General features: G+C 59.0%; 22 protein-coding genes and 7 pseudogenes. 22 read left to right on the forward strand and 7 right to left on the reverse strand.

Going from position 1 to position 26,372, the window contains the following annotated elements; translation table 11 throughout:
* Positions 1-20 precede the first annotated feature (20 nt).
* The 6 genes from nifE (at position 21) to OHD62_RS33810 (ending at position 5,667) form a co-directional block, all read left to right on the forward strand.
* Entirely contained in the window at positions 21-1,511 is a 1,491-nt protein-coding gene (gene nifE, locus OHD62_RS33785; protein WP_263791865.1) for a nitrogenase iron-molybdenum cofactor biosynthesis protein NifE, read from the forward strand.
* Between the two features lie 9 nt (positions 1,512-1,520).
* The gene (gene nifN, locus OHD62_RS33790) at positions 1,521-2,903 is read left to right on the forward strand and encodes a nitrogenase iron-molybdenum cofactor biosynthesis protein NifN (protein ID WP_263791866.1); all 1,383 of its coding nucleotides are present in this window, start codon (positions 1,521-1,523) and stop codon (positions 2,901-2,903) included.
* Positions 2,869-3,366 (forward strand): nitrogen fixation protein NifX, encoded by a 498-nt coding sequence (gene nifX / locus OHD62_RS33795; protein ID WP_263791868.1) that lies wholly within the window; start codon positions 2,869-2,871, stop codon positions 3,364-3,366. The genes nifN and nifX overlap by 35 nt, the downstream gene beginning before the upstream one ends.
* Before the next feature lie 17 nt (positions 3,367-3,383).
* Positions 3,384-3,860 carry a NifX-associated nitrogen fixation protein gene (locus OHD62_RS33800; RefSeq protein WP_263791869.1) on the forward strand — a complete coding sequence of 159 codons (477 nt, stop codon included), beginning with the start codon at positions 3,384-3,386 and terminating at the stop codon, positions 3,858-3,860.
* A gap of 75 nt (positions 3,861-3,935) precedes the next feature.
* A complete protein-coding gene (locus OHD62_RS33805; RefSeq protein ID WP_412177457.1) occupies positions 3,936-4,673 on the forward strand; it encodes a response regulator transcription factor in 738 nt (245 codons plus the stop codon).
* Positions 4,674-4,779: 106 nt separating this feature from the next.
* Positions 4,780-5,667, forward strand: a complete 888-nt coding sequence (locus OHD62_RS33810) for a universal stress protein (RefSeq protein WP_263791873.1) — start codon at positions 4,780-4,782, stop codon at positions 5,665-5,667.
* 34 nt (positions 5,668-5,701) lie between these two features.
* On the opposite strand, the gene OHD62_RS33815 is transcribed toward OHD62_RS33810, so the two are convergent.
* On the reverse strand, positions 5,702-6,031 hold the full coding sequence (locus OHD62_RS33815; RefSeq protein WP_263791874.1) for a hypothetical protein: 330 nt from the start codon (positions 6,029-6,031) through the stop codon (positions 5,702-5,704).
* Positions 6,032-6,914: 883 nt separating this feature from the next.
* On the opposite strand from OHD62_RS33815, the gene OHD62_RS33820 reads away from it, so the two are divergent.
* From OHD62_RS33820 to OHD62_RS33845, 6 genes are all read left to right on the forward strand, one after another.
* A complete protein-coding gene (locus OHD62_RS33820) occupies positions 6,915-8,075 on the forward strand; it encodes a TlpA disulfide reductase family protein (protein ID WP_263791877.1) in 1,161 nt (386 codons plus the stop codon).
* A 526-nt stretch (positions 8,076-8,601) separates the two neighbouring features.
* Complete coding sequence (locus tag OHD62_RS33825) at positions 8,602-8,850, forward strand: DUF269 domain-containing protein (RefSeq protein WP_263791879.1); 249 nt, start codon at positions 8,602-8,604, stop codon at positions 8,848-8,850.
* 54 nt (positions 8,851-8,904) lie between these two features.
* Positions 8,905-9,108: a CCE_0567 family metalloprotein gene (locus tag OHD62_RS33830; protein ID WP_263791932.1), complete on the forward strand. Its 204-nt coding sequence runs from the start codon at positions 8,905-8,907 to the stop codon at positions 9,106-9,108.
* On the forward strand, positions 9,105-9,425 hold the full coding sequence (gene fdxB / locus OHD62_RS33835; protein WP_263791881.1) for a ferredoxin III, nif-specific: 321 nt from the start codon (positions 9,105-9,107) through the stop codon (positions 9,423-9,425). The genes OHD62_RS33830 and fdxB overlap by 4 nt, the downstream gene beginning before the upstream one ends.
* A gap of 120 nt (positions 9,426-9,545) precedes the next feature.
* Complete coding sequence (locus OHD62_RS33840) at positions 9,546-9,776, forward strand: exopolysaccharide production repressor protein (RefSeq protein WP_412177461.1); 231 nt, start codon at positions 9,546-9,548, stop codon at positions 9,774-9,776.
* Positions 9,777-10,116: 340 nt separating this feature from the next.
* Positions 10,117-11,130: a 1-aminocyclopropane-1-carboxylate deaminase gene (locus OHD62_RS33845; RefSeq protein ID WP_263791885.1), complete on the forward strand. Its 1,014-nt coding sequence runs from the start codon at positions 10,117-10,119 to the stop codon at positions 11,128-11,130.
* Positions 11,131-11,256: 126 nt separating this feature from the next.
* On the opposite strand, the gene OHD62_RS33850 is transcribed toward OHD62_RS33845, so the two are convergent.
* From OHD62_RS33850 to OHD62_RS33865, 3 genes and pseudogenes are all read right to left on the reverse strand, one after another.
* The gene (locus tag OHD62_RS33850; RefSeq protein ID WP_263791887.1) at positions 11,257-11,934 is read right to left on the reverse strand and encodes a hypothetical protein; all 678 of its coding nucleotides are present in this window, start codon (positions 11,932-11,934) and stop codon (positions 11,257-11,259) included.
* Between the two features lie 165 nt (positions 11,935-12,099).
* Positions 12,100-13,234, reverse strand: a pseudogene (gene tnpC / locus OHD62_RS33855) (IS66 family transposase); the annotation flags it as partial.
* A gap of 717 nt (positions 13,235-13,951) precedes the next feature.
* A complete protein-coding gene (locus tag OHD62_RS33865) occupies positions 13,952-14,992 on the reverse strand; it encodes an IS110 family transposase (protein WP_263791888.1) in 1,041 nt (346 codons plus the stop codon).
* Between the two features lie 213 nt (positions 14,993-15,205).
* On the opposite strand from OHD62_RS33865, the gene OHD62_RS33870 reads away from it, so the two are divergent.
* Both OHD62_RS33870 and OHD62_RS33875 read left to right on the forward strand, forming a co-directional pair.
* The gene (locus OHD62_RS33870; protein WP_263791890.1) at positions 15,206-16,231 is read left to right on the forward strand and encodes an IS110 family transposase; all 1,026 of its coding nucleotides are present in this window, start codon (positions 15,206-15,208) and stop codon (positions 16,229-16,231) included.
* 206 nt (positions 16,232-16,437) lie between these two features.
* Positions 16,438-16,998 (forward strand): annotated as a pseudogene (locus OHD62_RS33875) (IS481 family transposase); the annotation flags it as partial.
* Positions 16,999-17,224: 226 nt separating this feature from the next.
* Here OHD62_RS33875 and OHD62_RS33880 read toward each other — a convergent pair.
* Positions 17,225-18,512: pseudogene (locus tag OHD62_RS33880) on the reverse strand (IS110 family transposase).
* Between the two features lie 148 nt (positions 18,513-18,660).
* Here OHD62_RS33880 and OHD62_RS33885 point away from each other — a divergent pair.
* From OHD62_RS33885 to OHD62_RS33900, 3 genes and pseudogenes are all read left to right on the forward strand, one after another.
* A pseudogene (locus tag OHD62_RS33885) lies at positions 18,661-19,017 on the forward strand (integrase core domain-containing protein); the annotation flags it as partial.
* Between the two features lie 989 nt (positions 19,018-20,006).
* A complete protein-coding gene (locus tag OHD62_RS33895) occupies positions 20,007-20,426 on the forward strand; it encodes an SET domain-containing protein-lysine N-methyltransferase (RefSeq protein WP_263791894.1) in 420 nt (139 codons plus the stop codon).
* Between the two features lie 50 nt (positions 20,427-20,476).
* A complete protein-coding gene (locus OHD62_RS33900) occupies positions 20,477-21,175 on the forward strand; it encodes a hypothetical protein (protein WP_263791897.1) in 699 nt (232 codons plus the stop codon).
* A 66-nt stretch (positions 21,176-21,241) separates the two neighbouring features.
* Here the strand turns inward: OHD62_RS33900 and OHD62_RS33905 are convergent.
* Positions 21,242-21,448: pseudogene (locus tag OHD62_RS33905) on the reverse strand (IS3 family transposase); the annotation flags it as partial.
* Between the two features lie 759 nt (positions 21,449-22,207).
* Here OHD62_RS33905 and OHD62_RS35880 point away from each other — a divergent pair.
* The 5 genes and pseudogenes from OHD62_RS35880 to OHD62_RS33920 form a co-directional block, all read left to right on the forward strand.
* A complete protein-coding gene (locus OHD62_RS35880) occupies positions 22,208-22,567 on the forward strand; it encodes a tyrosine-type recombinase/integrase (RefSeq protein ID WP_412177458.1) in 360 nt (119 codons plus the stop codon).
* Positions 22,495-22,707, forward strand: a complete 213-nt coding sequence (locus OHD62_RS35885; RefSeq protein WP_412177462.1) for a tyrosine-type recombinase/integrase — start codon at positions 22,495-22,497, stop codon at positions 22,705-22,707. The genes OHD62_RS35880 and OHD62_RS35885 overlap by 73 nt, the downstream gene beginning before the upstream one ends.
* Before the next feature lie 473 nt (positions 22,708-23,180).
* Positions 23,181-23,792, forward strand: a complete 612-nt coding sequence (locus OHD62_RS35890) for a hypothetical protein (RefSeq protein ID WP_412177459.1) — start codon at positions 23,181-23,183, stop codon at positions 23,790-23,792.
* 435 nt (positions 23,793-24,227) lie between these two features.
* On the forward strand, positions 24,228-25,112 hold the full coding sequence (locus tag OHD62_RS33915; protein ID WP_263791899.1) for a DMT family transporter: 885 nt from the start codon (positions 24,228-24,230) through the stop codon (positions 25,110-25,112).
* Positions 25,113-25,273: 161 nt separating this feature from the next.
* Positions 25,274-25,706, forward strand: a pseudogene (locus OHD62_RS33920) (transposase); the annotation flags it as partial.
* A gap of 231 nt (positions 25,707-25,937) precedes the next feature.
* Here the strand turns inward: OHD62_RS33920 and OHD62_RS33925 are convergent.
* Positions 25,938-26,198: pseudogene (locus tag OHD62_RS33925) on the reverse strand (transposase); the annotation flags it as partial.
* Positions 26,199-26,372: the final 174 nt, after the last annotated feature.

A 26,372-nucleotide genomic window follows, 5' to 3' on the forward strand; every position in this document is an offset into this window, starting at 1 on the left:
GGACTTTGGAGACAGACGCAATGTCCTCGCTCAGCGCCAAAATCCAGGATGTCTTCAACGAGCCCGCCTGTGAGAGGAACCGCGGCAAGGATGCCAAGGCGCGCAAAGAGGGCTGTTCGAAGGCGCTGACCCCCGGCGCGGCGGCTGGCGGCTGCGCCTTTGACGGCGCCAAGATTGTGCTGCAACCGATCACCGACGTCGCGCATCTGATCCATGCGCCGCTCGCCTGCGAGGGCAATTCCTGGGACAACCGCGGTGCGGCTTCGTCCGGGCCAACGCTGTGGCGCACGAGCTTCACGACGGACCTTACCGAACTCGACGTGGTGATGGGGCAGGGCGAGCGAAAGCTTTTCAAAGCGATCCGCGAGATCAAGGAAGCGTATGGGCCGCCGGCGATCTTCGTCTATTCGACCTGCGTGACTGCGCTGATCGGCGAGGACATCGAGGCGGTCTGCAAGCGCGCAGCGGAAAAATTCGGCTTGGCCGTTGTCCCGGTCGATGCACCGGGCTTCGTCGGCTCCAAGAATCTTGGCAACAAGCTTGCCGGCGAGGCGTTGCTCGATCATGTCATCGGCACGGTGGAGCCCGACGATGCCGGACCCTACGACATCAATATCCTTGGCGAATTCAATCTCGCGGGCGAGTTCTGGCTGGTGAAGCCGCTCCTTGACCGGCTCGGCATCCGGGTACGCGCCTGCATTCCGGGCGACGCGCGCTATCTCGACGTTGCCTCAGCGCACCGCGCCCGGGCGGCGATGATGGTGTGCTCGAGCGCGCTCATCAATCTCGCCCGCAAGATGGAGGAGCGCTGGGAGATCCCATTCTTCGAGGGCTCCTTCTACGGCATAACCGACACCTCCGAAGCGCTCCGGCGGATCTCTCAGCTGCTCGTGAAGAAGGGAGCCGATCCAGAGATCCTTGACCGCACAGAGACGCTGATCGCACAGGAGGAGGGGATTGCGTGGAAGAACCTCGCAGCCTACCGGCCGAGGCTCCAAGGCAAGCGCGTGCTGCTCAACACCGGCGGTGTGAAGTCCTGGTCGCTCGTCCATGCGCTGATGGAGATCGGCATCGAGATCGTCGGCACCTCGGTCAAGAAATCCACGGTCGAAGACAAGGAGCGCATCAAACAGATACTCAAGGACGACAACCACATGTTCGAGCAGATGGCACCGCGCGCGCTTTACGCCATGCTCTCGGAAAACAAGGCCGATATCATGCTGTCCGGCGGGCGCACGCAATTCATCGCGCTGAAAGCCAAGACACCCTGGCTCGACATCAACCAGGAGCGCCAACACCCGTATGCCGGCTATGACGGCATGGTGGAACTCGTGCGCCAGATCGACCTCGCCATTCATAACCCGATCTGGCGCCAGGTGCGGGAGCCGGCACCGTGGGATCGCCAGCCTGCGGTGAAGGACGAGTACCCGAGCACAAAGAGCGAGATCGCGACTGTCCAGGCTTTCAAGAAATTCGCCGGCGCGACAGCCGTCGACTTCGGCGCGTGTTGAGGAAAGCCGATGGTCCGCATCCTTCCCCAGACCAAAGCAGCGGCGGTCAATCCGCTGAAGTCGTCGCAGCCGCTCGGCGCCGCCTTGGCCTTTCTTGGGGTCGATGGTGCGATGCCGTTGTTCCACGGCAGCCAGGGCTGCACCAGCCTCGCGCTCGTGCTTTTCGTGCGGCATTTCAAGGAAGCCATCCCCTTGCAGACAACGGCGATGGACGAGGTGGCGACCATCCTCGGCGGGGCGGACCGTCTGGAAGAAGCGATCCTCAACCTCAAGGCCCGCACAAAGCCAACGCTGATCGGGGTCTGTACGACGGCGCTCGTGGAAACCCGTGGCGAAGATTGTGCTGGAGAAATCGCCAACATCAAGCTGAAGCGCGCGGAAGAAATCGCGGGTACGGAGGTGGTGCTGGCCAACACGCCGGATTTCGACGGCGCGATCGAAGAGGGCTGGGCCAAAGCCGTCACCGCGATGATCGAAGGGATTACACGGCCAGGCCAGCAGGCGCGGCAATCAAAGAAGATCGCAATCCTGCCCGGCTGGCACCTCACTGTGGCTGACATCGAGCATTTGCGCGAGATGGTTGAAAGATTTGGGCTCAAGCCGGTGATCCTGCCCGACATCTCCGGCTCGCTCGACGGCACGGTGCCCGACCGGTGGATCACGACCACCTATGGCGGCACCAGCGTCGAGGATATCCGCGAGCTTGGCACGGCCGCGCAATGCATCGTCATCGGGGAGCATATGCGGCGCCCGGCGGAGGTGCTGCAGAGGGTGACCGGCGTGCCCTACGTGCTGTTCCAGTCGCTGACGGGATTGCGGGGCGCCGACCGGTTCGTCTCACTGATGGCTGCGATTTCAGGCGTGGCGGTGCCGGCCGGGGTGCGCCGTCGCCGGGCGCAATTGCAGGACGCGTTGCTCGACGGACATTTCCATTTCGGAGGCAAGAAAATTGCGATCGCTGCTGAACCAGACCACCTCTACCAACTCGCGACCTTCTTCACCGACATGGGCTCCGACATCGCGGCGGCGGTCGTCACGACCGACATGTCGAAAATTCTGCAGAAAATACCGGCGGAGTCGGTTCAAGTCGGCGATCTCGGCGATTTGGAAGCGCTTGGCGCCGACGCTGATCTTCTCGTTACTCATTCCCACGGCCGCCAGGCGGCGCAGCGCCTTGGCATCCCGCTCATGCACGTCGGCTTCCCGATCTTCGACCGGCTCGGCAGCCAGCACAAGCTCACAATCCTCTATCAGGGGACTCGGGACCTGATCTTCGAGGTTGCCAACATCTTCCAGGCCAACCGGCACGCGCCGACACCTGAGGCGCTTGATCCACTCCGTATGCGAGACATGCCAGATGAGCTCCGTTCGTCGCCTCTCACTCGTCACTGACGAGGTCCACGTACCGGTGCCGGAACGGCAAGCCGGCGCCTTGCGCGTGGCGATCGCCACGCAAGACATGAAGAGCCTCAACGCCCATTTCGGGTCGGCCAGGCGCTTTGCTGTCTACGACGTCACGCGCGAGGAGTGGAGTCTCGTGGAAGCCGTGGCCTTCGATGATGTTTCCGATGAGAGCGGGGAGCATCGGACTGACGGCGATGATCGCATCACCCCGAAAGTCGAGGCGCTGAGGGGCTGTCATCTCCTGTTTTGTCTGGCTATCGGCGGACCGTCGGCAGCCAGGGTTGTTTCGGCAAAAATCCATCCGATCAAAGTGCCGCAGCCTCAGACCATCCAGGAGGTGCTGTTGCGCACGCAGATGATGCTGAGGACGTGTCCTCCCCCTTGGCTGCGCAAGGTGCTGGCAGAGGCCGGTGTCGCCGACAAGAAACCATCGTTCGAGGACGAGGACTGAAATGAGGAGAACGCGAAATGGATGCCGCGGTTAGCCTTGCTGTCGCCGAGGACGAGGCGGCCCTTGCCACCTCGTTCGTCAAATGCCTCGTGCGGCTGATCCGTGCTCAGGATTCCTACGGGTCATGGGAAGGCAAACCGGATGCCGAGCTGCTGGGCGACTTCATCGTCACCAAGCAACAGCTCCGTGCGATCCCGATCATCGGCGATCCCGATCCGGACGTGCTGTGGCGGCTCAACATGTTTTACGCCGCCGTCGGGCTAACCATCGAGGAGCGCTCCGGCTTGATGGCATCGCCGATGATGGAGATGAGCCATGAGGGCTTCGGGCGCGTCGTTTTGACGTCCGGGCGGTTGGTCGTTCTGTCGAAGACCCTGCGCGACGTCCACCGGTTCGGCTTCGAGACGTTATGGAAACTCGCCGCGGCCGGTACGAAGCTGGCCAGCGATGCGACCGCAGCCATTGAAACCTATCCCGAGGTGGCACGGGCGTGATGGAACCGATTTTCAAGCAAGGGGATCATGTCAGGTTCTGAGGACAGGCAATGGCCAGCCCACTCCACCGAGGCGGTGGAGGCCGATTTGGTTCTTGGGGTAGCGCTGATGAAGCCACTGGTCCTGATCTGTTCGCAAGATGCGGAGTTGTATCTGTTCCTCAGCCACATCCTGGGGGTGGACGGCTTCACAAGTGAGCCGGCAGGCGGCGTGGACGACGCTCTCGCATTGGCCGATGATCGGGAGCTCCAGGCGGTCGTGCTGGACTGCGGGCCAACAAGCGCGACAGGCTCAACAATTTGTGCCCGGCTCAAGGGCGAGCCACGGACCGGCGATCTGCCCGTTATTGCCCTGATCGCGCCAGGTGCCGAGAACCAGCACCTTGATCTGTTGAAGGCAGGCATTGACGAGAGCTTTGTGCGGCCGATCGCGCCGGCCACGCTGCTTGACTGTCTGCGGACGAAGCTGGCGCTGCCGAAGCCAGGTTCAAACGGAATTGAAAACGGCAGTTGGCTCCGCTGCGGCGGCCTCGAGATGAAGCTCGATGCCTACCGGGTTCGCGGCAATGGCCACGACATCCATCTCGGACCTCTCGAGTTCAACCTGCTGCGGCAGTTTCTTGAGACTCCAGGCAAGGTCTTCAGCCGAGACGAGCTGATCGACGCGGCCTGGCCGGACAATATCCATATCGGTGCGCGCACCGTCGACGTCCATATAAGCCGGATCAGAAAGGCGCTGAAGGCGGCTTCGCCAGGCAGCATCATTCGCACCGTCAGGTCGGCCGGCTACTCGCTCGAGAAGCCGGACGACTAAACAGGGCAGGGGTGGGTGCCACTCCCCGTCTGCGTCCTGGCCAGGGTAAGTCTTGCGGCTTCGAAACGCGCCTGCGGGCACGACAAACTCAGGGAGAGGCAGTCAGATGGCCTTCAAAAGCCTACTCAGTGTAATGGGAGCTGACCACTCCGATCGGGATGTCAGAACAGCTGCCGGCTTGTGCGCCGAGGTCGGCGCATATCTGTCCGTCCTGATTATGTCGCCTCCTCGGCTCGTTATGTCGCCTCCGCCGCCAGGCGATGGCATCCCCGAATGGCCTGAACAACACGCAAAGGCCATTGCCAGACTGGAAAAACGCTACAGGCAAATCGAGACATTTTCCCAGGACATGGCCAGTCTGGAAAAAACATCCAGGGAAATTCATAAACTGCTGAGAGCCACGTGGCGGTGCTATGATGTCGATATTGCCAACTGCGATCGGGCCAGCGTCGGTGAGGCGGTGCGACAGCGCGCGCTCTGTACCGACCTGACAATCGTTGGCCCCGCACTTCTCAACGACATTAGTCTCGGACCTTTAGTTATCGACGGCAGCTTGTTTGACACGGGAAGGCCGGTGCTTGTCGTGCCGAACGGCTCTGAGGCTACTCTGTCGCCACGGCGCGTGCTGGTCGGATGGGATGCGCGAGCCGAGGCGTCCCGTGCGGTTCGGGAAGCGCTGGATCTGCTATCCGGTGCAGAGGAAGTTCGTGTGGCCCTCGTCGATCCGGAGGCGACCTGTACAGGTAGCGGCGACGAGCCGGGAGCCGACATTGCTGCCTATCTCACTCGGCACGGTGCTCGGGTGTCGGTTGACCGGCTAGCGAGTGCCGGCAAACCGGTGGCCACGGTGCTCGCGCAGCACGCAATCGAGACGTCTGCCGACATGATTGTCATGGGCGCTTATGGCAGCCGTCGGCTGCGCGAGCGACTCTTCGGTGGCGTGACGAGATGGATAGTTCGCAAGCCGCCATTGCCGCTGTTTTTGGCCCGCTGACGGGTTCCCAAGGTGCAGCATGTCGTTCGAAGCTCTACCCCTCTGCATCGCTATCCTGATGCCAAGTCGCAGAAAGGTCGCGGCGAACGCGGGTTTCGCGAAGTTCCTCGCGCCATTTTGCAAGCGCGTCGCTAAGAACATCGCCGCACGTCTCCAGCGTGCTCTTGGGGTTTCTGCCCGCCCGAGACAATTCGTTACGCGCAGACCAACGGCCGGGCAAAAGTCCAGGCGTCCTCAATGCGCTCAAAACCACCGCTTCGCGGGTCGGCGTCAGGTCGAGAAAGAGAGACGCTTCAGCGCGGCAGGCCGCGTTCGGACCGTAGCCGCTCGTATTGGCGTTATCACGATTTCCCTCATCACCCATGTCATCGCCTGGGATGGTAGCCCGGGTTAGTGCGGACGGCGGCATCTTCAGCGTTTCCCGTTGGTCCGGCCCGACCCCGCCTGGCGACTGAGCGGTCTTTGGGTTGTCAATTCCGCCAACGCTTACATTCCCACCATGAGTTCCCGTTGCACCTGAGGACCGGGAACACAGAAGATAAACACAAAGCAGGATTCCCGCAGAGTTCACCGGCCGGCACATGCCGGCGCTCATCCTGACCTTTTCGCCCCGATCATCGTCGTCAGATCTGACGATTCGGTATTCGGTATTCACGAGCCGCAGCTGAACCGGCTTCGTCGTAAAGAACTCCTCCAGCCAGGAATTCAATCGCAAGCGGGGAGGGGGCGCAGGAGGGGCACGGATGAAGCGGCCCCTTGCAAATGGCGAGGTCCGCTACCGCCTCCGGACCGGAACGGCAAGGAGCTCAAGCGAGGTGGCGTTAGTGGACGATGATGACGATCCTGATGGTTGCCAAGACAGTCATGATGGCCTCTGCTTGTCCCTAAGCTCAAATATATGTTTAGTCGTCCGCAGCCACACTTTTCTGACCGCGACGCGGGGGTGCTTGTCCACAACCGGACAGCGACAGTCAAAATGTCAGGTTCGCTACAAACCGGCCATCTTGGACGCTGTGAAGGTTTTTCAATGCGAAATCATGCGCTTAACGCGCGCTGTGCGCGCTGGCACGGCCTTTGCTGATTGACCGTTGCTGATTGTGATGTGGCAACACTGAGTGAAGGCTGACTGCATGCATATGCGCGAGACGATCGCTCTCCTTTCTTTGAACCCTTGTGCCCCTCTCTAAGAGGGAAACAAGCCCGCGCATAAAGTCGCGCAACCTGTGGCAATAGTTCTGGAGAGCAAGATGGTATTGCGGATGGAGTCACCGGCTCCTTCGATCAAAGTGGAGAGCTGGCTGCGTGGTGAGCCCCTTGCGAACTTCCAGTCCGGCAAAGTGTATGTCGTCGAATTTTGGGCTACTTGGTGCGGACTATGTTCGACGGAGATGCTCCAACTGATGCTGTTCCAGGAAATATACAAGGATAGCGGACTTGAGGTCGTCGGGATAGCGGCGGATGAAGACGCTCCAACGGAAGTTGAGGCCCGAACCAAGTTGGAAGCGTGGTTGACCGAAAAGTGCTCGAATCTGAACTATCGGATCGGGTTCGACTTCACAGGCGAAATGAACAAGCTTTGGAGGGAACCCAGCTTTTCCGTCGGGATTCCGACCTCGTTCGTGGTCGACCGTGACGGCCGCGTCGCCTTTATCGGTCATCCAAGCCAACTCGATGAGGTTTTGCCGGAAGTGCTGAACGGCAGTTGGCGCGCCAGCGATAAAGCGAAAGCCGCCGATATGGAGCGGATCGCCACAAGCGAACCCATGGCGCGCGAGCAAGCGTTGAAAAAGCCTATCGATGACAGATTCTGGTCGGCGGTGAAGTTGGAAGATTGGAGGACGGCGCTCTGGGCAATCGAAGAGGGCATCGCCCTGATGCCGGACGACATCAATTTCCGCCTGGCTCACGCGCATCTGTTGCTTCACAAAATACAAGACATGTGGACCGGCTTGCCCGTGATGCGCCAATTGGTTCGCGACGCGATCGACAAAAACTCCGAGGATTGGATGGTTTCGGCGCTGGACCAACTTTTCCATCCGGCCAATGATCATTCGCGCCTTCCCCCTGCTGAACGCTTCGCGATGGGCAAGGAGCTGTCCGAACACATCCTGGCACTGAATCCCCCGCAAGGCGACAGCCCCAAGTTCCGGTCCTATCCGGCGGTCGCCCGGTACTATCACGAGAACGGCAACAACGATTGCGCGATCGAGTTGGTCGAACTGGCACTGACGTCGCTGGACGGTCCGGAGCCTATCCCGGACGAACTGAAAGAGCATCTTTTGCCGGATTTGCTGCAGGCCCTGGCCGACTACAGGGGTGGGAAGGTTTGTTACGGCGCTCTCTGTGCGGCTCCGCAAAAAAAGTTTCCCGGAGATGCCAAAGCGCGGCCGGGCGAGAAGAATACTTAAATAGGGGGATGGTCGGAATGTTTAGTGGCCAATTCCTCCATTTCCCTGGCGTGGCCGCAAGCAGGCCCCGTGCAGCACAGGATGGATTGTTTGCAACAGGGTCAAGGCTTGAATCTTGCGGTGACCTGTGGCCGCATCACGGTGGAAGGGATGCTCGACGCGGATCCGCGTGGAAGGCCTTGCAGTCGAAGACACGACCAAGCTCGGCCACCGAGGCATCAATTGCCTGGAACTGGCCGCCCCGAGCCGGGCGTCGGCTGCGCAAGTGTGCCCGAGGCAGCCGTCTTCGAAAAAAGAAAGAGTTCTTCGCGGAAGAGGACAGAAATTGAGGAGAATATGAAATGTCTGATGCTGCGAGTAGCCCCGCTGTCGACGAGGATGAGGCTGTGCTTGCCACTCCGTTCGTCAAATGCCTCGTGCGCCTGACCCGTGCCAAGGGATCCTACGGCTCATGGGAAGGTAGATCGGACGCCACGCTGCTGGCCGACTTCATCGTCACCAGAAAAAGCGCCCTGCGATCCATGGCATGGGCTATCCCGATCCGGACGTGCTGTGGAGGCTCGATACCTTTTACACCGCCGTCGAGCTTGCGATCGCGGAGCGTTTGCGCCCGGTGACATCGCTAATCGTGGAGATGAAAACCATGAGGGCTTCGGGCGCGTGCTATTCAGGGGCGGGCGGTTGGTCGTTCTGCCAAAACGTCCACAGGTTCGGCTTCGAGACGTTCCTAGAACTGGGGCCGGTACAAAACCAGTCGACGATGCGACTGCATTGAATCCCATCCCGACGTGGTGCGGGTGTGATGAAACCGATTTTCGAGGAAAGATCAATGTCAGACCTTGAGGCGTTGCAGAAGAAAGTTCGCAAGCTGCAGTCGCGTGCGGGCACCGCGAAGATGGAATTGCACGACCTTGCCGAGGACCTCCCGGTCAACTGGACTGAGATCAAGGCAGTTGCTGACAAAACGTTCGCCGTGTTTGCCGAGTGGGACGCAGCCAAGAAGGACCTCGCTGCACTGGAGAATGCGCGATGAGCAGCGCTTTCGTCACCCGCGATGGCTCCAAATGGATGCCGGAGTATCTCACCGCTATCGATGGCACGACCTGCATCGGCTGCGGCCGCTGCTTCAAGGTCTGCTCGCGCGAGGCCATGCACCTCTACGGCGTCGACGACGCGGGTGAAGTCCTCGGCGCCTGTGACGGCGAGGACGACGACGACTTCGACGGCGAGCTCAATCGCATGATCATGGTCGTCGACCATCCAGGTCGCTGCGTCGGCTGCGGAGCTTGCGCCCGCGTCTGCCCCAAGAACTGCCAGACGCATGTCGCGGCCGACAAGGTCGCTGCATGATGTGGCGCACAAACCAGGAGAACGGCGTTGCCCCTTAGAATCTTTTATCGCGTCCTGTGGCTGGTCCTGTGCAGCAACGCTCTGACTGTCTACTTCGCTTCTCATTCCATCCGCGCAGTCGTGGTCACGACGCTGGCTTGTTGGCTGCTCCTCCAAATAGCCTACTTCGCAAGCGTGCTCTTTCTGATCTGGCGGTCTGGCTGCGCTAGCAGGGCTGGCCAAATGGCTGAGCATGTCGGCAGTTGCAAGGAAGGTGGATACCAGCCGCCGAACCATAATGAGGTGACGAACGAATCTGCAGACTTACGCCAGCTCGATCAAATGCTAGCCATATCGCTGCTGATTCCTTGAGCGCCATGACAAGGTCTGTACTGAGGATACTTTGGATGACCCATGAATACTGAGCGGATCTTGCAAGGAATACGGGGCTTGATACGTCGAGGGCGGCCACAATTCGGTCATTCTATTTAATTCAGGAAATGCAGCCGTTCGGTGCCATAGGCATAGTAGCTTGTCGCAGCACGCAGCCATGCGGGTGCTTGGTCTCGATGACGAAATGGGGCGCTGGAACTCTAATGATGGGCCTCTTCTGGAACGTCGGAGGATGGCAGCTAAACCTCAAATCAATCATGCCTTTTAGAATGACCCGTGGAAGCTAATGTCAGCTCAATCACGTGTTGCCGGAGAGAACATGCTGGAAAAATTCGAACGCTATCCGCTCACCTTTGGACCAACGCCCATCGAGAAGCTCGACCGCCTTGGCAAGCATCTAGGGGGAAAGGTGGAAATCTACGCCAAACGCGAGGACTGCAACTCCGGTCTCGCATTTGGCGGAAACAAGCTGCGCAAGCTCGAATACATCATACCCGAAGCCATCGCGTCAAACGCCGATACGCTGGTCTCCATCGGCGGCGTGCAGTCCAACCACACGCGGATGGTCGCCGCGGTCGCCGCCAAGATCGGCATGAAATGTCTCCTGGTTCAGGAAAGCTGGGTGCCACATGACGATGCCGTCTACGACCGGGTCGGCAACATTCTCTTGAGCCGCATCATGGGGGCAGAGGTGCGCCTGGTCGACGAGGGCTTTGACATCGGCATCCGCCGCAGTTGGGAAAAAGCGCTCTATGAGGTCAAGGCAAGGGGCGGCACACCCTATGCGATACCAGCCGGGGCGTCTGTTCACGAAAAGGGCGGCCTCGGCTATGTGGGGTTTGCGCAGGAGGTGCGCGCTCAGGAGAAACAGCTTGGGTTTGCCTTCGACTACATCATCGTTTGCACGGTCACAGGGTCAACGCATGCCGGCATGCTTGTCGGGTTCGCCGAGGACGGTCGACAGAGCAACGTGATCGGCATCGATGCCTCTGCCACCCCCGCCCAAACCAAGGCGCAGGTGCTAAACATTGCCCAACAAACAGCGAAGCTCGTCGATCTCGAAACGGAAATTGTCGAAGACGACGTGGTGCTATTCGAGGAGTATGCGTACCCGTGTTATGGCGTTCCGTCCGAGGAAACCAAGGATGCCATCCGTCTGTGCGCGCGGCTCGAGGGCATAATTACTGATCCCGTCTATGAGGGCAAATCGATGCAAGCGATGATCGACCTCGTCCAGAAAGGCTTCTTTCCAGGGGGGTCGAGGATCCTTTACGCACATCTTGGCGGCGCGCCGGCGATCAACGGCTACAGCTATACCTTCCGCAACGGCTGACGCTCGACAGATTGCGATTGCGCAGTCCTGCCCGTGCCGTCGATGCGCCCAAAGGTCGTTCGGCGGCCAACCGGAAAACCGAGGGAGGAGGCGGTCGATTGCCGCCCAACGCGAAGTTGATAGAGTTCATTCGGAAGGTTCTATTCGACCAAGATTCTCTAAGGAAGTCAGAAAATCGCTGTCAGTTTTATTATGAAAATAGTATAATCTTTCGTAGACGGATATCGGGAGAGTTATAATTTTGGGCTGGGTTTCGGTGATTATTCTGGAGTGGCCAATTAAAGAGCCCCAGAAAAGTGGAGTCATATCCTGTGATTTTAAAGGAATTGGGTTCTGCCATCCCCGGCGGCACGGTTTTGGAAATAACGAGGACGACAGGTTGCATCGTCGGATGTTCATATTGTCCGCAGGACAAGTTCGCCCCGCCGGCAAAGAGCAGTCTCTCCTCTGAAGCATCTTCGTCTTGAAGATTTCAGGCGATGTCTGGCCCGCGTACCGACTTCCGTCGACATTAGTTTTGCCGGCTACTCCGAGCCTTGGATCAATCCGGATTGCACCGAAATGGTGGAGCACGCTTACGCCAGAGGCCATGGCATCCGGATTTTCACGACGCTTGTAGGCATGAAGAGGCGAGATCTGCAACGCTTGCAAGCGCTTCGCTCGAGGGTATTCGTGGTCCATGTTCTCGATGATGGCACACACATGAATAGCCGCCTCGTAGGAGACAAGCATCTCGATTTGGTTCGTCAACTGGTCGACGCAGACATTGCCGCGATTCGGTTCGTAGTCTTGGGCGAGGTCCATCCCGATATCATCGAGTTAATCCCCGCCGAAGCGCTCATTCGCGTGCGACCTCTGAGTAGCAGGGGTGGAAGCGTCGATCCTAACATCATCGAACCACGGCAGCCAGTCGCGTGACGTCACCGTTTGGGAGAAGCACATTGCGATACTGCTGTTCCTCAACGCATGTCAGCGCGCCGGCGCGCTCTGCTGCATGGATTTTGAACGGCGCCACGTATTGGGCAATCTTCTGCGTGACGAATGCGAAGATATCTTCGAAGGATCCGTTTTTTGCGATTCGTCACCGCGATCGGAGCTCGCGAACAACCAAGCTTTTCTGCCGAGAGCAAAACCACGCAGCGCGCGTTCGGCCGCGTTGTTGGTCAGGCAAATCCGGCCACCGCCGAGGAAGGTCGTGAACCCTTCCCAGCGCTTCAGCATATAGTCGATTGGCTCAGCGACCGGAGAGCTGCGCGACAGTCTTGCCCGCTCTGCCCGCATCCAGGCCTCAAGTTCGGTGGCGAGAAGACGGCTTTCCTGCCGGCGTTCCAGACGTTCGCCTGCGGAAAGCCCGTTGATCTCGCGCACGATATCGAACAAGGCGTCGATGCGTTTGACCGCCTCAAGCGCGATCGGCGAGATCGGCGCGGCGTTCTTTCCACGCTTGGCATTCGTGGCGATGTCGGCAAGCAAGAAGAATTTGCGGCGCGCATGCGCCCAGCACAGCGCCTGGGTCAGCGGGCCGAGGTCACGGTCCATCTTGAACAGCGGATTGTAACCGGCATAGGCATCGGCCTGCAGAATGCCGGTGAAGCTCCGCAAATGACGCTCGGGATGTTCCTGCCGCCGAGGCATAGTAGAGTGCCGCCGGCGGCGATGTCCCGCCGAACGACCAGTCATCCCTGACGTAGGTCCAGATGCGCCCAGTATAGGTCTTGCCTTTCGCCAGAATCCGCGCCGCGGCACAGGGCCAACCTGGTCGGCCAGTGTGGAAAGGCTGAGGTCGATGCCTTCGCGGGCATAGCTCGCTCTGCCGGTTCAGCGGCTGGTGCTGGGCGAACTTCTCGAACAGGATCATCGCCAAAAGGTTCGGCCCGGCAAAGCCGCGCGGCGTCACATGGAAGGGCGCCGGCGGCTGCGAGATCTTCTCGCATTCGCGGCAAGAGAACTTCTCGCGCACGGTCTGGATCACCTTCCACTGGCGCGGGATCACCTCCAGCGTCTCGGTAACATCCTCGCCAAGCTTGGCCAGCCTGCCCGAACCGCAACACGGGCAGTTCGCCGGCGCGGCTATCACCACGCGCTCACGCGGCAGATGTTCGGGCCTCGTAGCCGCAGGCGATCGCAAAGATGCGGGCGCGCAGGATGTCGGCCATGGCGTGCCCCCCCGCTGCGGGGTGACGCGGATCGTGGATCGGAGCCGCAAGCCGGTCGGCCAGCCGCAAAAGCATCCGCCCGACGCCCGCCCTTTTGACCCGAGAAAAGCCCCGAGACGAAGACACGGAAGGCGGTATCGAACCCGCGGATGAGAGTCTGATCAACCGTCGTCTCTGAGCTCCATTGCCGACCCCGTGCAGTTCCAGCAATCCGACTGCTTTGCACACTCGCGCCAACCAGTTGTTCCCTCTCGCCTTCAGCCTTGACAGGGAACACGAGAGACTAGCTGTTTGATCCCGCACTTTAATGGCGCGATGTTTTCTTCCGAATGGAAGGATGCGCTATGCGACAGGTTCTACACGGCCGCGCCACGACGACAGAGGCAATCCGTCGAGCAATGCAGAATAGTCATTTCTGGACGGCGCCCGCTGATCAAGGATTTGTTTTCAGCGATGGGATGGTCGCGGGTGCGGTCATGTCTCCGGCCTGTTGCTGCGGTCTTGTGACCGCTGGCCCTGATGGTATCCGCTGATCCTTTGGCCTGATCAAGAGAGCGAGCTCGAAGCTCCGACTATGCTGCAGGCTTTCAGGATTTGTCCTCGTCTGTTCCCATCACGTCATTGTCACCCTCGATTCCGGCTCACGGCCTCAGCCGATGCTGCTGTTACGCCGGCGTGCCGGCATAATGTGTTGCGTCGCGCATGACTGCGAAGGCGATACGGGCGAGTTTGTTTGCGGTCGCCACGGCGACAAGCTTGAATGGCTTGGTTTCCATCAGGCGATCCGCCCAGTTTCTCAACGCATCGCCGGAACGCTTGCGATGGAACAGAACGGCTTGAGCGCCGACCACGAGCAGCTTGCGCAAATATCGATTCCCCATCTTGGAGACGCGTCCCAGCCGTGCCTTTCCGCCGGAGGAGTTCTGCCGTGGCGTGAGCCCTAAAAAGGCAGCTAACTCGCGTGGACCTGAGAAGGCGGAGATATCCTGGACGCTCACCGCAAGCGCGGAGGCAGTAACGGGGCCGATGCCCGGAACGGTCATCAGACGGCGTGCCGTTTCATCAGCTTTGGCGAAGGCGATAATTGCCTGATCGCTCTGCCTGATCTCATCATCGAGCTCGGCCAATTGGCGCACCAAAGGCAACAGTGCGGAACGCACAGCTGCCGGGATCATGTCGTTACCCTCGATGATGAGGGTAGCCAAGGCGCGTGCGTTGTTCGGTCCCTGGGCGGCGATGATCCCGATTTCGGCCAGATGGCTGCGAAGGGCATTGAGCAGTTGGGTGCGTTGGGCCACCAGAAGGTCGCGCACCTTGTGATGCATGAGCGCCGCCTGGTTCCCGACCGATCGCACCGGCACAAAACGCATCGACGGGCGCGTCACCGCCTCGCAGATGGCTGCTGCATCAGCGGCATCGTTCTTCTGGCGACGCACGTAAGCCTTCACATAGGCTGGCGGCATCAGCCGCACGTCATGGCCGAACTTCATGAGTTCGCGAGCCCAGTGATGGGCCGAGCCACACGCTTCCAAGCCAATGAGGCAGCATGGCAAAGATTCAAAGAATGCCAGAACATCCTTCCGCCGCAGCGCTCGGGTCGTGACGACGCGGCCTGCAGCATCGATCGCGTGAACCTGGAAGACATGCTTGGCTAGATCGAGGCCAATAGTAGCAACAGCGCTGAGATCGGTGGTAATATTGCCCATGGACGGTGCTCCTTTCAGATGAGTGCTCGACAGCAGCCATCTTGGCACGGCCTCTCACGAGGATGATGCCGTTGCGGGCGCCGTCCACATGGGGTAATCGCGGGAGCGACGTGCCCTGGAGCCGATCATAGCGTTGGAGGGTGGCTGTTCCCCGATAAGATGGAAAACGGGCTCACGACTGGATGCCGGGCCCAGCAGCAACGGAGAACAGCCATGACAGAATATATCGGTCTCGACGTGTCGATGAAAGAGACGGCGGTGTCGATCCGCCGTGGAGGCGAACGGATCTGGCGCGGAAAGTGCGCATCTGATCCCAACATCATTGCCGAGCTTGTCCGCAAGCGGGCGCCGGCCGCAAAGCGTGTCGTGTTCGAAACCGGCCCGCTGTCGGTGTGGTTCTATCATGCGTTGCGCGCCGAAGGATTGCCAGCCATCTGCATCGATGCGCGCCATGCCAAAGCCGCTCTCGATATGGCGGCGAACAAGACGGATGCGAATGACGCCGATGGTTTGGCGCATCTTGCTGAAGCGGGGTTCTTTCGCGAGGTGCGCGTGAAAGGCTTCGACAGTATGTTGACCCGCACGCTCGTGGCAGCACGCACCCGATTGGTCCGGATCACCGTCGAGCTTTCCAACCAGATCCGCGGGATCATGAAAACGTTCGGCCTGCTCGTCCCAGCAGGTAAGGGAACTACATTCGAAAAGAATGTCCGGAGCCTTCTTATCGATCAGAGCGAACTTGCTCCGATCGTGATACCAATGTTGGAGGCCTGGCGCGGCATTCGCATTCGCGCCGCCGAGCTCGGGCGCCAACTGGTTACGGATGCTCGTCAAAGCCAAGCCTGCCGCACCCTCATGTCGATCCCCGGCATCGGCGTGATCACCGCGACCTCTTTCGTCACCGCCATTGAGGATCCAAACAACTTCAAGAAGTCCCGCTCTGTCGCTGCTTGGATCGGCCTGACAACCCGCCGATACCAATCGGGAGAAGTCGATTATGACGGCCATATATCCCGGCGCGGGGATCGACATCTGCGAGGGCTTCTCTACGAAGCCGCCGCGGTCATCCTGACACGCTGTTCGACCGAAAGCAGCCTACGTACATGGGGTCTAAAGCTCCGGGAGAGGATCGGCCTCAAACGAGCCGCCGTGGCCGTGGCGCGCAAATTGGCGGTGATCATGCACACGATGCTCAAGACTGGCGAGCTCTTCAATCCGAGTGCAGGAGCCGCGGCGTAAATCCAGATAGCGTTCAGAATCTGAGCGCCTGAGGCGTCCCTGCCGGGACGTGAGCCGAGCCATTCCGCTGATGGGGTTGCACCGCTGTCTCAGCAAAGTGCGTCGTCCACATTGAAGGCTCGTCCCGCGAAAGCTCCATCATGCGGCGGCCGATGTCGACCGCGAAGACAACCATGCACCCGGCAAGCGCCGTATCAACGCGATAGATGCTTGACGCCCAAGCTGCGATTAGACAACCCCATCAAGAGAGCCTGAGGGCGCTGGCCAAACGCTACGGGATCAACCAGAAGACCGTCGCCAAATGGCGGGAGCGGACCTCGGTGGCCGATCTGCCGACCGGTCCGAGGGAGCCGAGATCGACAGTGCTCTCGCTTGAGGAGGAGGCCGTCATCGTCGCCTTCCGGCGCTACACTCTGTTGCCACTCGATGACTGCCTCTATGCCTTACAACCCACGATCCCGCACCTGACGCGTTCGTCACTGCATCGTTGTCTGCAGTGCCACGGCATCGGTCGCTTGCCGGACGTAGAGGGCGACAAGCCGGCGAAGAAGAAGTTCAAGGCCTATCCGATCGGTTATTTCCACATCGATATCGCCGAGGTGCAGACCGCCGAAGGCAAGCTGCACCTCTTCGTTGCTATCGACCGGACGTCCAAGTTCGCCTATGCGGAGCTGCACGAGGCGGCGGGCAAGATGCTGATGGGCCAGTTCCTTCGCAACCTGATTGCGGCCGTGCCCTATGCCATCCATACCATTCTGACCGACAACGTCCTAAGCGCGGAAGGAAATGGGGCAGACAGTCAAAGTCTCTCTGTTCGCCAGCATGCTCTCGCCGCGTGACGCTCGTCAAGTTGGGTGATCGAACCAAGCGGCTTCCACTTATGAGGGAAAAGGTCTCGTCCATAGCAAACACAGGGTCCGCACGAAGGCGGCCCTCACCGTCCTCAACACGAGCTTCTGATCCAGGTGGAAGACCCGAACATTATCTACAGGGTCATCGAAGCGATGCCCTCACGGCCCTAGCTGACAGAGGTCCTTCCACCTGGCACCCGCCCTTCGACGAAGGGCCGGTAGTCTGAACCGCCTTTGACGACAGCGTGCACGACGCGGGCCATCTTGGCAGTAATTGCGGTCATCGCCTTGCGGCGCAGATCGGGATTGTCGCGATCCCTCGCGATGTAGCGTTCGAACTTGTGTCGAAAGCCATTCTCACGCTGACGGATGGCGACTTGCCCGGCGATCCATAGGGTTCGGCGCAGCCGAGCATTGCCGAATTTGGAAAGGCGGGTCTGGCCGCGATATTGGCCTGACTGCTGGGTTGAGAGATCTAGCCCGCAGAATTTGAGAAACTGGCGGTGATGATGGAAGCGGCGCAAATCGCCGGCTTCGGCAATGATCGTCAACGCGTTGATCGGCCCGATGCCCGGGATCTGTCGCAGGAGCTGGTAATCCTGGCTGTGCCGCAGCAGTTCGTCGGCCTGCGTTTCGATCTCATTGCGTTGCCGGATCAGGCTGCGTGCTTCGGCAATGACCATCCGGAACATACAAATGGCAGGGGCATCAAGCGGCAACGGCAATCCGATCGATGTGCGTGCCGTCTCGTAAATATCCATCAGAATCTGCGTCTTGCTGACCTTGCGGCCGACGACATCCCACGCGGCTGTCACAAACTCTTCCTTCGTCAGCGTCGTGATACCTGCCGGTGTCGGAAAGGCATCGAGGAAAGCGAAGAACCAATCGCTGCGACTGTTTCCCCGGAAGCGATCGATCTCGGGGAAATATAGCGGCAGATAATGCGTCAGGATGCGGTGCTGTATCTCGGTCTTGGCCCTTGCGATCGCTTCATGGGTCTTCGACAGCTCCTGCACATCGTTGATGCCGGCGCGCAGTGGATCATGGTAGCGCTGGGTCGCCTGGATCTTGAGCATGTGCAGCATCACCTGCGCATCCTTGGGATCGTTCTTGTCCCAGCTGTTGTGCAAAGCCTCACGGGTTCGGGCGAGTGCCAGCGACGACACCAGCCGCACCTCGAAACTGGCTTCAGCCAAGCGCCATGCAATGGGCCGGTGATAGTTCCCGGTCGCCTCGAAGGCGCAGATCACGGGTCTGCCATAGGCCTGAAGGATCTCGATCAGACGGTCATGCTCTGCACGGCTGTTGAGGACCTGCAGCCGGCGGCGACGTTTATGGCTTGGGTCTTCGATCAGAACTTCATTGCGAACCTTGGCAATGTCGATGGCTACCAACACCGCATCGGCGGGTATAATATGTACGCTGGTCATGGTCGGTCTCTCCGAATGGGTTGTGAACACTCACATTCTAGAGAAACCTTGACTGGCCATGGCCGCCTTCAGCGGTGCGCGCTTGCAGCGAAAAGCTGCGCGCACCGCTGTCTCGGCTGCCTCCGCTCATTCCTTCCGTAGGTGCTACGGCATCCAGTTCACCAACCGGACCTGCGACCAGCACGCGCCCCAGCACATCTTCGACGGCATCTGCGACCAACATCGCATCGAGCACAGGCTGACAAAGATCAACCATCCCTGGACCAGCGGCCAGGTCGAACGGATGAACAGAACCATCAAGGACGCGACCGTCAAGCGCTTCCATTATGACATCACGATCAGCTGCGCCGACACCTCGCAGACTTCATCTCAGCCTACAATTTCGCGTGCAGGCTCAAGACCCTCAAAGGCCTCACACCCTATGAGTTCATTTGCAGAACATGGGCAAAAGAGCCCAAACGGTTCCTTCGATCCAGTCCATCAAATGCCGGGACTAAAGAACTAGCTGGTTTCAACTCCGCGGCGGCTGCAATCTACTGACACTGAAATTCGCCGCCTGTTGACCGGTCTGCTGGTGAAATTCTCGACGGCCATTGCGGAGATCGTGCGGGCCGGCATCTAGTCGGTAGACCGCAGCCAATGGGGGGCGTCGAAGGCGCTCGGTCTGCACAGTGGTCAGGTCATGTGCTCATCGTGCTGCCGCGAGCGCTGCGCGTCATCACGCCGCTGACGACCTCCAGCCATCTCGACCTGACCAAGGATTCCAGCCTTGTCGTCGCCATCGGCTAACAGGCACGGATGACGGGCGCCTTGTAGCGCGGCAATCCGCGCGCGAGGTCAACAATTCGCGATCGAGCGCGACGTTTGCCGTCCCCGCTCACCGACGTGCGGAGTTTACTCACCAAAGCTCAGTCCATCTGCTGAACCTCCAAATTATGTTTACAGCATTACGTTTTCGAGAAATGACGTAACCTGAACTTCACTTAACATAACATGATGCACCGAGGAGATGTGATAGCTTTGGCGGCGCTGAGACTCCCGAAGATGGCCGCACAAGGAAACCCTGAAGGAAACTCGCGGCGGCGGCGGATAACTACATTGCTAATGATGAAACATGAACGAGTCTTTTCTAAAAGATCAGAAGTTATTCTTTAATGACTTTTCTTTAATCGGGATCCATGCGCTTCCCGCAGGCGGACCAGGCTCGGGGTCGCTATGAAATCAAGCGGCTGAAGCCTCGCACGTGGGAAGCCAGTTTCGCTGCAAAGAAATGACTTCTTGAAACGAAGGCCTGGAGTGGTCCGAAATGCGCACTGCCCATCCGGTTATCTATTGGTCTCGGCGGGAGGTGTCCAGTTACCGGGTAGGCAGAGCGGTGTTGCCGATACCCTAGATTGGCCGATGTGGACTCGCCGAGCGCATTAGCGAGGAAGCACCGCGGGACCTTAGTGCCTGTTAGGCCCATAATGAGCAGTACAGAGAAGGAAGACCGCGATGACCTTAGCAATCGGTGACCGGCGAAACCGCATATACGTAAGGAATGTTCCTCAAAAGGGCCGCGGCGTATTTGCCAATATCCCCTTCAAAGTCGGCGATGTAATTGAAAGAGCCCCGACATGGGTATTTAACAGATCAGATGAAAAGCTATTGGAGCGCACAGGGATATTCGAGTACTATTTCGTTCGGCAAACTCCTAATTCTATAAAGAATAGATTCTCCGGTTATGTTGTTTTCGGGCTAATTTCTTTAGTAAATCATTCATATAACCCTAATTCACAAATAGTATGGATCGACGAAGATACGGGCACATGGGCAATCATCATAGCACTGAAGGACATAGAAGTTGGTGAAGAGATAACGCACAGATATGCTAATATAAGCGATTATCCAGATACCATTGCTTTCGTCGAATAAGCCAGATTTTTTATGTTACTTAACTCCTCTGAGCGGAGGGGGTATCGGATATGAACGATAAAATCACGATACTGGAACTGTCAAATTGCATCTGGGCACTAGACGACTTGGCGCGCAAGTCCGGCCTTCGAATTACGACCGGCGACAATTTTGACGAGTATGTTCGAATCACCAACGGACTGCCCGGAAAGCCGCCGACCACTCCACACTTCCGTCCGGACTGTTCTGCTCTCTCACCTGGAAAGGCATTTTGGATCGTCGGTCGGGATCGGGAAGGAAGTATAGCGCATGTGCAAGCGATGCGTTTAGACGATATATCCGACACCAGCCTTGCTGAGCATCTTAGATCGCTCAAAGGCTGTTTTGACGACCCTGACCTCAAAGCCGGGCCCAGTTCCTCGTGCAGTTGCACCGCGCCGACGGCTGAGGCCATAAAGGGGCTGATAGCATATCATGGCGACGTGTGGTTGCGGGAGGACTTTCGAGGCCGCAACCTCACGAGCTTTGTTGGTCGCCTCGCATTGGGGCTCGCATGGGCTAGATGGTCCCCAGATTTGATTTACGCGCTAGTTGCCGGCTGGAACATCGAAAAAGGTGTAGTGGATCGCTACGGATATCAGCATCGAGAGTACGGGTCCATCCTGCGCTTGCCTGCCCTAGGGATAAGCCATGATGACTGGCTAGTTTGGCTCACTCGAGACGAACTGTTGAAGACACTTTCCGGTACTTTCGCATTGCGGACGCCCTGAGAACCGTCTCTGATCCTTCGGAAACACGAGTGCCATTGTCGGCCACGCTACATCTAGCAGGCACAACAGATTGTCTTCACGCATGACCCGCAGAACGCATTTGTGATTGACTTGCCACCCCTCGCGCCGAAGCAGGGCTCCAATCCGGCGGTAGCCGTAGTGTGTGTTGCCGAGAGCCAGCTTCTGAATGAGATCGCGCAAACCCGTCTCGGCTCGACGAGGGGCCAAATCCAGCCAGTGACGGTAATAGCTCATCGGGGTTGGCGCGCGCATCGCAGATGCTGTTCGAACCGGGTACTGGCCAACTCCAGCAGTTGTGGTGTCGCCTTCAGGTAGACCTCGGTGCCAAGGAGGTTCTGATGGCCCAGATAGGCTGACAGCATGGGCAACTTGGCGTGTATATCGACGCCTTCCTCTGCCCACATCGTGAGGCGGTGGACCGCGAAGGCACAGTTTTGCAGTTCACCGCCTCCTCTCCTGGTTATCGCCAAGGCGCCGACGTCCAACGGCTTCTGCCCAAGCTCTCCACCTAACTTGGTCAACATCTCGGGCACGCAGCGATACCTAACCCTAGCCCCGGGACCTGTGTGAGGCCAGCGCGCGCTTCGAGCATTACGCCATGGAGATGCCCAATGCGCGACGCGACGCTCCTTGGCTCCTGGATCCGGAGGTTCCTACTCGAACACGTGGTTGCCGAACGCAATCTCGCCCGCAACACCCAGCAGGGTTACCGCGACGGATTATGTCAGCTTCTCCGTTCGTTGTGCAGCGGGTCGGCAAGTCTATTGATCGCCTGAATGTCGTCGATCTATCGGCCGAGCTAATCCGCGCCTTCTTAACCGATATCGAAGTGACGCGTCGCTGTTCGATCGCCACCCGCAATCAACGTCTTGCCGCCGTTCGGGCGTTCGCTGGCTTTGTCGGTGAGCTAGCCCCGTCCACATCGAATGGTCGGGCCAGATCCGTTCGATCCCGTTCAAGAAGACCGATCAGGCGGTCGTTCCTTACCTCGAAAAGGCGGAGATCGACGCCTTGCTCGCCGCTCCAGATCGGCGGACGGAGCAGGGTCGGCGCGACTACGCCCTGCTGCTGTTCCTTTACAACACTGGTGCAAGAGCGTCAGAGGCGTTCGGCGTCAAGGTGGCGGACCCGGACCTGAACGCCCCCAGCGTCAAAATCCATGGCAAGGGCGGCAAGCGGCGATACTGCCCCATTGTGGACCGCCACCGTCGTCGAGTTACGGACACTCGTCGCCTGACGGAGCCCCTTCTCGATCCGTCTTCCTCAATCGCTGCGGCCAACCCATCACTCGCTTCGGGATCCATACCGCCGTCGAGCGTTATGGCCTCAAGGTCGTCGGCAAAATGCCGTCGTTGGCGAGAAAGCGCGTAAGCCCTCACTCCATCCGCCAAACCACGGCGACCCATCTCCTGCGCGCAGGCGTCGACATCAACACAGTCCGCGGATGGCTCGGGCACGTCTCGCTGGACCACGAACGTCTATGCAGAGGTCGACTTCGAGACCAAGGCTAAGGCGCTCGAAAAATGCGAAGCGCCGAGTCTCGGCAAGATCTCAAAACGATGGCGTGATCAACCTGCGCTGATGGACTTGCTTCGGTCCCTGTGCCCGCTTTGTTGTGTGGCGCTCGGCGTTCTCACCGGCCTGCCACCTCTGGCCCGCGGCGGCCGACGCCACATCTCTACCGAAGCCACATTACGCACCAAATGTGTTCGAGCACATTTGGTGCGGGAAATCCGCCCGCCCGGATCTGTGAGGGCGAAAGCCGAATGGCTGACCTACTCGACCACGACCTAGGCGGACATCCTGGGGCGGCTGCGACGGCAGACCTTCTCCTCGCTGACAGAGGCCACAACGCCGAGATGTCATCGCCAAGATGTATACGTGCGTTAGCCTGATATTCTATTCACGATGGCGCCCTCCTGGCTCGGAACTGGGGCGTCCTTGTCCGGACAGGTCGTAGAATGGATAGACCTGCCGAAATCAAGTGAGCGGCGCTTTCTTCATCGCCACCGCTTTCACCCAAGATCCACCAAGCGCATTAACCGCCGTTTACAGTAAATTCACGCAACTTCACAACCGCAAATCGCCGACGATGATAGCTTCACGACAAGATCGGAGATTAGGGCGAGTCAAAAGGCTGAACGTCGATTTACGCTTCGGACTGAGGGACGGCATGCAATCGGGATCGGCAGCCAATGGCAAGAAGAGCGTTATTGAGGCAATCCACTCGATACAACCAATCTCGATGACTTTGATCGGTAGATGTTTCCGGCTGCCTACAACCCCTGAGATTGCCGGAATTACGTGCGCCAAGGAATCGGTCTATGCGACAGTTGGGGCTCTCTGCCCGTATTTCGATCTACCAAACCCTGCATCAATTTGTTGCGACAAATTCATCCAACGTCAGCTCCGCACGGAGGCCGGCGCTCCAGTGCGCGATCGTCGCCGAGCATTGATGCAATTCGCAACGGAATCGCTGTTGATGTTGGAAAATATTGGAGAGACATATATTACAACGAGATTGGTCCGATTGCTTTCGGCTCGCCGGCTGATTGTGAGTAAGCGGCAGAGCGAACTCCGTCTCTCCACTTCCTAGTCGTTTTTGTTGCTGGTTCGTCTCTCCAAGATGCCAGTCGGTAATGCCTGTCGAAAGCATTTTATTGCGTACCAAGACGACAGGAGTTCAGAGAAGGTCAGCTCACCCGGGACCGTTCTGTGAATCTTAACCAGGATATACAATGGTGACGAAATATACTTCGCTGGCACGAAACTCCCCGATCATCCTTGGATGCAAAAGTCGTCAGCGGTCGCGCTGTGCGCAGACTCGCCGCCAGTTTCAAAGATGCCCTTTTGAGGCCAATCTATCATCGACAAACGACGCCCTAGGCTACGATCCTTGTCGCGATCCGAGAAGACCGGCTGCCAACGTAAAACCGTTGTCGGCAAATGTCGGGCGCCGGGGTCCAGGAGAGTTTCGGTGGCCTAGAAGCCGTCGGATCGGCCGACGGCAATCAAGCGGGTTGCCTGAGCCATGAGGGCGCTGGACGGTGTGCCCAGATTGGTACCCTCAACGCAGTCGCCAGCGCAAGGCATCGCTTTGTATGCCGGCGGTGTGTTCATCTTCTGCGTCGTGGACGCTATGATCAAATGGTTGTCGACCGACTATTCGATCGCTCAGATCATGTTTTTCCGCGCCCTGATAGGACTTGTTCCAACGTTGGCGATACTATTGAGGCCGCCCGGACTTTTGTCGCTGAAAACCCGTAGGGTTGGAGCGCATCTGCTGCGCGGTCTTGTCAGCCTAGTGGGCACGTTCGGCTTTTGCTGGGCCCTGGCGGTGATGCCGTTGGGCGCCACATACGCTATCGGCTTTGCCGCGCCGATATTTATTACTGCCTTGTCGGTCCCAATTCTGAACGAAAGTGTGGGCTTAGGACGCTGGCTGGCAGTGCTTGTGGGCTTTGCTGGCGTCCTTATCATGATCCGACCCGGCATGAATGGCGCTTTCGGCGGGGAGGGCATAGCGTTTGTTGCTACCGTTGCGTACGCCCTGTCGATGGTGCTGGTCCGCCTTTACAGTCGCACCGAGAGCAACGTAGCGATGATCTTTTACGCCAACATTGTCGTCATAGCCGCAACTGGCGTTCAAATGCCTTTCGTCTGGATCACGCCGGGGTGGTCGGGCGGCGGTCTTCTTGTCCTGGTCGGGCTCCTTAGTGGCGTCGGCACTCTTATGTTGGCCCAAGCCTATCGCATGGCGACACCATCAATTGTTGTGCCGTTCGAGTATACGGGCATGATATGGGGTGTTGCGCTAAGTTTTTTTATCTGGGGTGATATACCAGATCTGTGGGCCTTAGTCGGGTCGCTCGTGGTCATTGGCAGTGGCCTTTATATCCTGCACCGGGAGAGATAAAAGCCGGTCGTACCCGGCCGATTGGTGTAGCTCGGCGGTTACGAAGCCGCCCGCGAGCGCGCCGTTAGTAGCGCCGTAGCGAGTGAGCGGCGTGTCGGTGGTCATCGGCGCTTTCCGGTAGGGTTGGTTGTTGACGCCAACACATTTCGGAAGGACCACCGATGACCGACGACATGATGAACCGGCGCACGCTCGTGGAGAAGACCCCGGATGCGCTCTGCTGCGGGAGATGATCGGCTTTGCCGCTGAGTGGCTCATGGAAATGGAGGTTGGCGCGGCCACCGGCGCCGCCTATGGCGAGAAGAACCCGCTGCGGCTTGTCCAGCGCAACGGCTATCGCGACCGGGACTGGGAGACGCGGGCCGGCACGGTCGAGCTGCGCATCCCAAAGCTGAGGAAGGGCTCCTACTTCCCCAGCTTCCTGGAGCCGCGACGCATGGCCGAGAAGACGCTCACCGCGGTCATCCAGGAGGCCTACGTGCAGGGCATCTCGGTCGACGACCTGGTCAAGGCGATGGCCCGTGCGGCGTCTCCAAAAGCCAGGTGAGCCGGCTCTGCGAGGAGATCGACGGCAAGGTGAAGGCCTTCCTGAGCGGCCGATCGAGCTCGGTCTCATCCGCCGAGGGGAGCAGCAACCTCATGTATGGGCTGTATTAGTGATCCAGACGACATTGGGCGGCGGGGAGCGCACGCCCGCAGCTAATTAGAAGAAGTCGATAGTCGACGATGATCTCGTAGCTGTAGGGGAACGCACGAACTTTCAACCGGCTGTTCCGATAGAGGAAACGAGCAGGCGCATTTCGATCATTGCGGATCCTAAGCTAACAGGAGGTCGTATTCCAGACGCTCCATCAAGAGCCGTTCCGAGCGGAATAGAAGGCCTGCAGCAGCATCGCCTTGAGCAGCTTTTCCGGTGGGATCGATGGTCGACCGATCGGCGAATACAGTGCAGCGAACTCGCGCTCCAGCGCCGACAGCGCCTCATTCACGATCGCCCGAATGCGGCACAGCGGATGATCGCGTCGCACCCGCGCTTCAAGGTCCACATAGCTGAACAACCCCTGACCGCTCGCCTCCACCGCGCACGATAAACTCCCACCTCTTGGTGGTCAGAGTGAATCACGAACCCGGGGCTGTCGCGAGCCCTTTTTCAACAGATGGGGTGATTGGGGTCTCGCCCGAGCCAAATTGAGGGCGGCTGCTCCTATCGAGATGTGAGAACGTGGTCGATGTAGATGGCCACAAACATCAGGAGGAGCA

The sequence above is a fragment of the Mesorhizobium sp. YC-39 genome (genome assembly GCF_025753795.1).
Classification (GTDB): Bacteria; Pseudomonadota; Alphaproteobacteria; order Rhizobiales; family Rhizobiaceae; genus Mesorhizobium.

What these genes read in the sequence shown, in the direction of transcription:
- OHD62_RS33845 (WP_263791885.1), top strand. Translation starts at nt 10,117, where the DNA reads ATGCTGGAAAAATTCGAACGCTATCCGCTCACCTTTGGACCAACGCCC.
- nifN (WP_263791866.1), top strand. Translation starts at nt 1,521, where the DNA reads ATGGTCCGCATCCTTCCCCAGACCAAAGCAGCGGCGGTCAATCCGCTG.
- OHD62_RS33830 (WP_263791932.1), top strand. Translation starts at nt 8,905, where the DNA reads ATGTCAGACCTTGAGGCGTTGCAGAAGAAAGTTCGCAAGCTGCAGTCG.
- OHD62_RS33815 (WP_263791874.1), bottom strand. Translation starts at nt 6,031, where the DNA reads ATGGGTGATGAGGGAAATCGTGATAACGCCAATACGAGCGGCTACGGT.
- OHD62_RS33820 (WP_263791877.1), top strand. Translation starts at nt 6,915, where the DNA reads ATGGTATTGCGGATGGAGTCACCGGCTCCTTCGATCAAAGTGGAGAGC.
- OHD62_RS33915 (WP_263791899.1), top strand. Translation starts at nt 24,228, where the DNA reads ATGAGGGCGCTGGACGGTGTGCCCAGATTGGTACCCTCAACGCAGTCG.
- OHD62_RS33800 (WP_263791869.1), top strand. Translation starts at nt 3,384, where the DNA reads ATGGATGCCGCGGTTAGCCTTGCTGTCGCCGAGGACGAGGCGGCCCTT.
- OHD62_RS33810 (WP_263791873.1), top strand. Translation starts at nt 4,780, where the DNA reads ATGGCCTTCAAAAGCCTACTCAGTGTAATGGGAGCTGACCACTCCGAT.
- OHD62_RS33895 (WP_263791894.1), top strand. Translation starts at nt 20,007, where the DNA reads ATGACCTTAGCAATCGGTGACCGGCGAAACCGCATATACGTAAGGAAT.
- OHD62_RS33850 (WP_263791887.1), bottom strand. Translation starts at nt 11,934, where the DNA reads ATGGACCTCGCCCAAGACTACGAACCGAATCGCGGCAATGTCTGCGTC.
- OHD62_RS33825 (WP_263791879.1), top strand. Translation starts at nt 8,602, where the DNA reads ATGGGCTATCCCGATCCGGACGTGCTGTGGAGGCTCGATACCTTTTAC.
- OHD62_RS33870 (WP_263791890.1), top strand. Translation starts at nt 15,206, where the DNA reads ATGACAGAATATATCGGTCTCGACGTGTCGATGAAAGAGACGGCGGTG.
- OHD62_RS33900 (WP_263791897.1), top strand. Translation starts at nt 20,477, where the DNA reads ATGAACGATAAAATCACGATACTGGAACTGTCAAATTGCATCTGGGCA.
- nifX (WP_263791868.1), top strand. Translation starts at nt 2,869, where the DNA reads ATGAGCTCCGTTCGTCGCCTCTCACTCGTCACTGACGAGGTCCACGTA.
- nifE (WP_263791865.1), top strand. Translation starts at nt 21, where the DNA reads ATGTCCTCGCTCAGCGCCAAAATCCAGGATGTCTTCAACGAGCCCGCC.
- fdxB (WP_263791881.1), top strand. Translation starts at nt 9,105, where the DNA reads ATGAGCAGCGCTTTCGTCACCCGCGATGGCTCCAAATGGATGCCGGAG.
- OHD62_RS33865 (WP_263791888.1), bottom strand. Translation starts at nt 14,992, where the DNA reads ATGGGCAATATTACCACCGATCTCAGCGCTGTTGCTACTATTGGCCTC.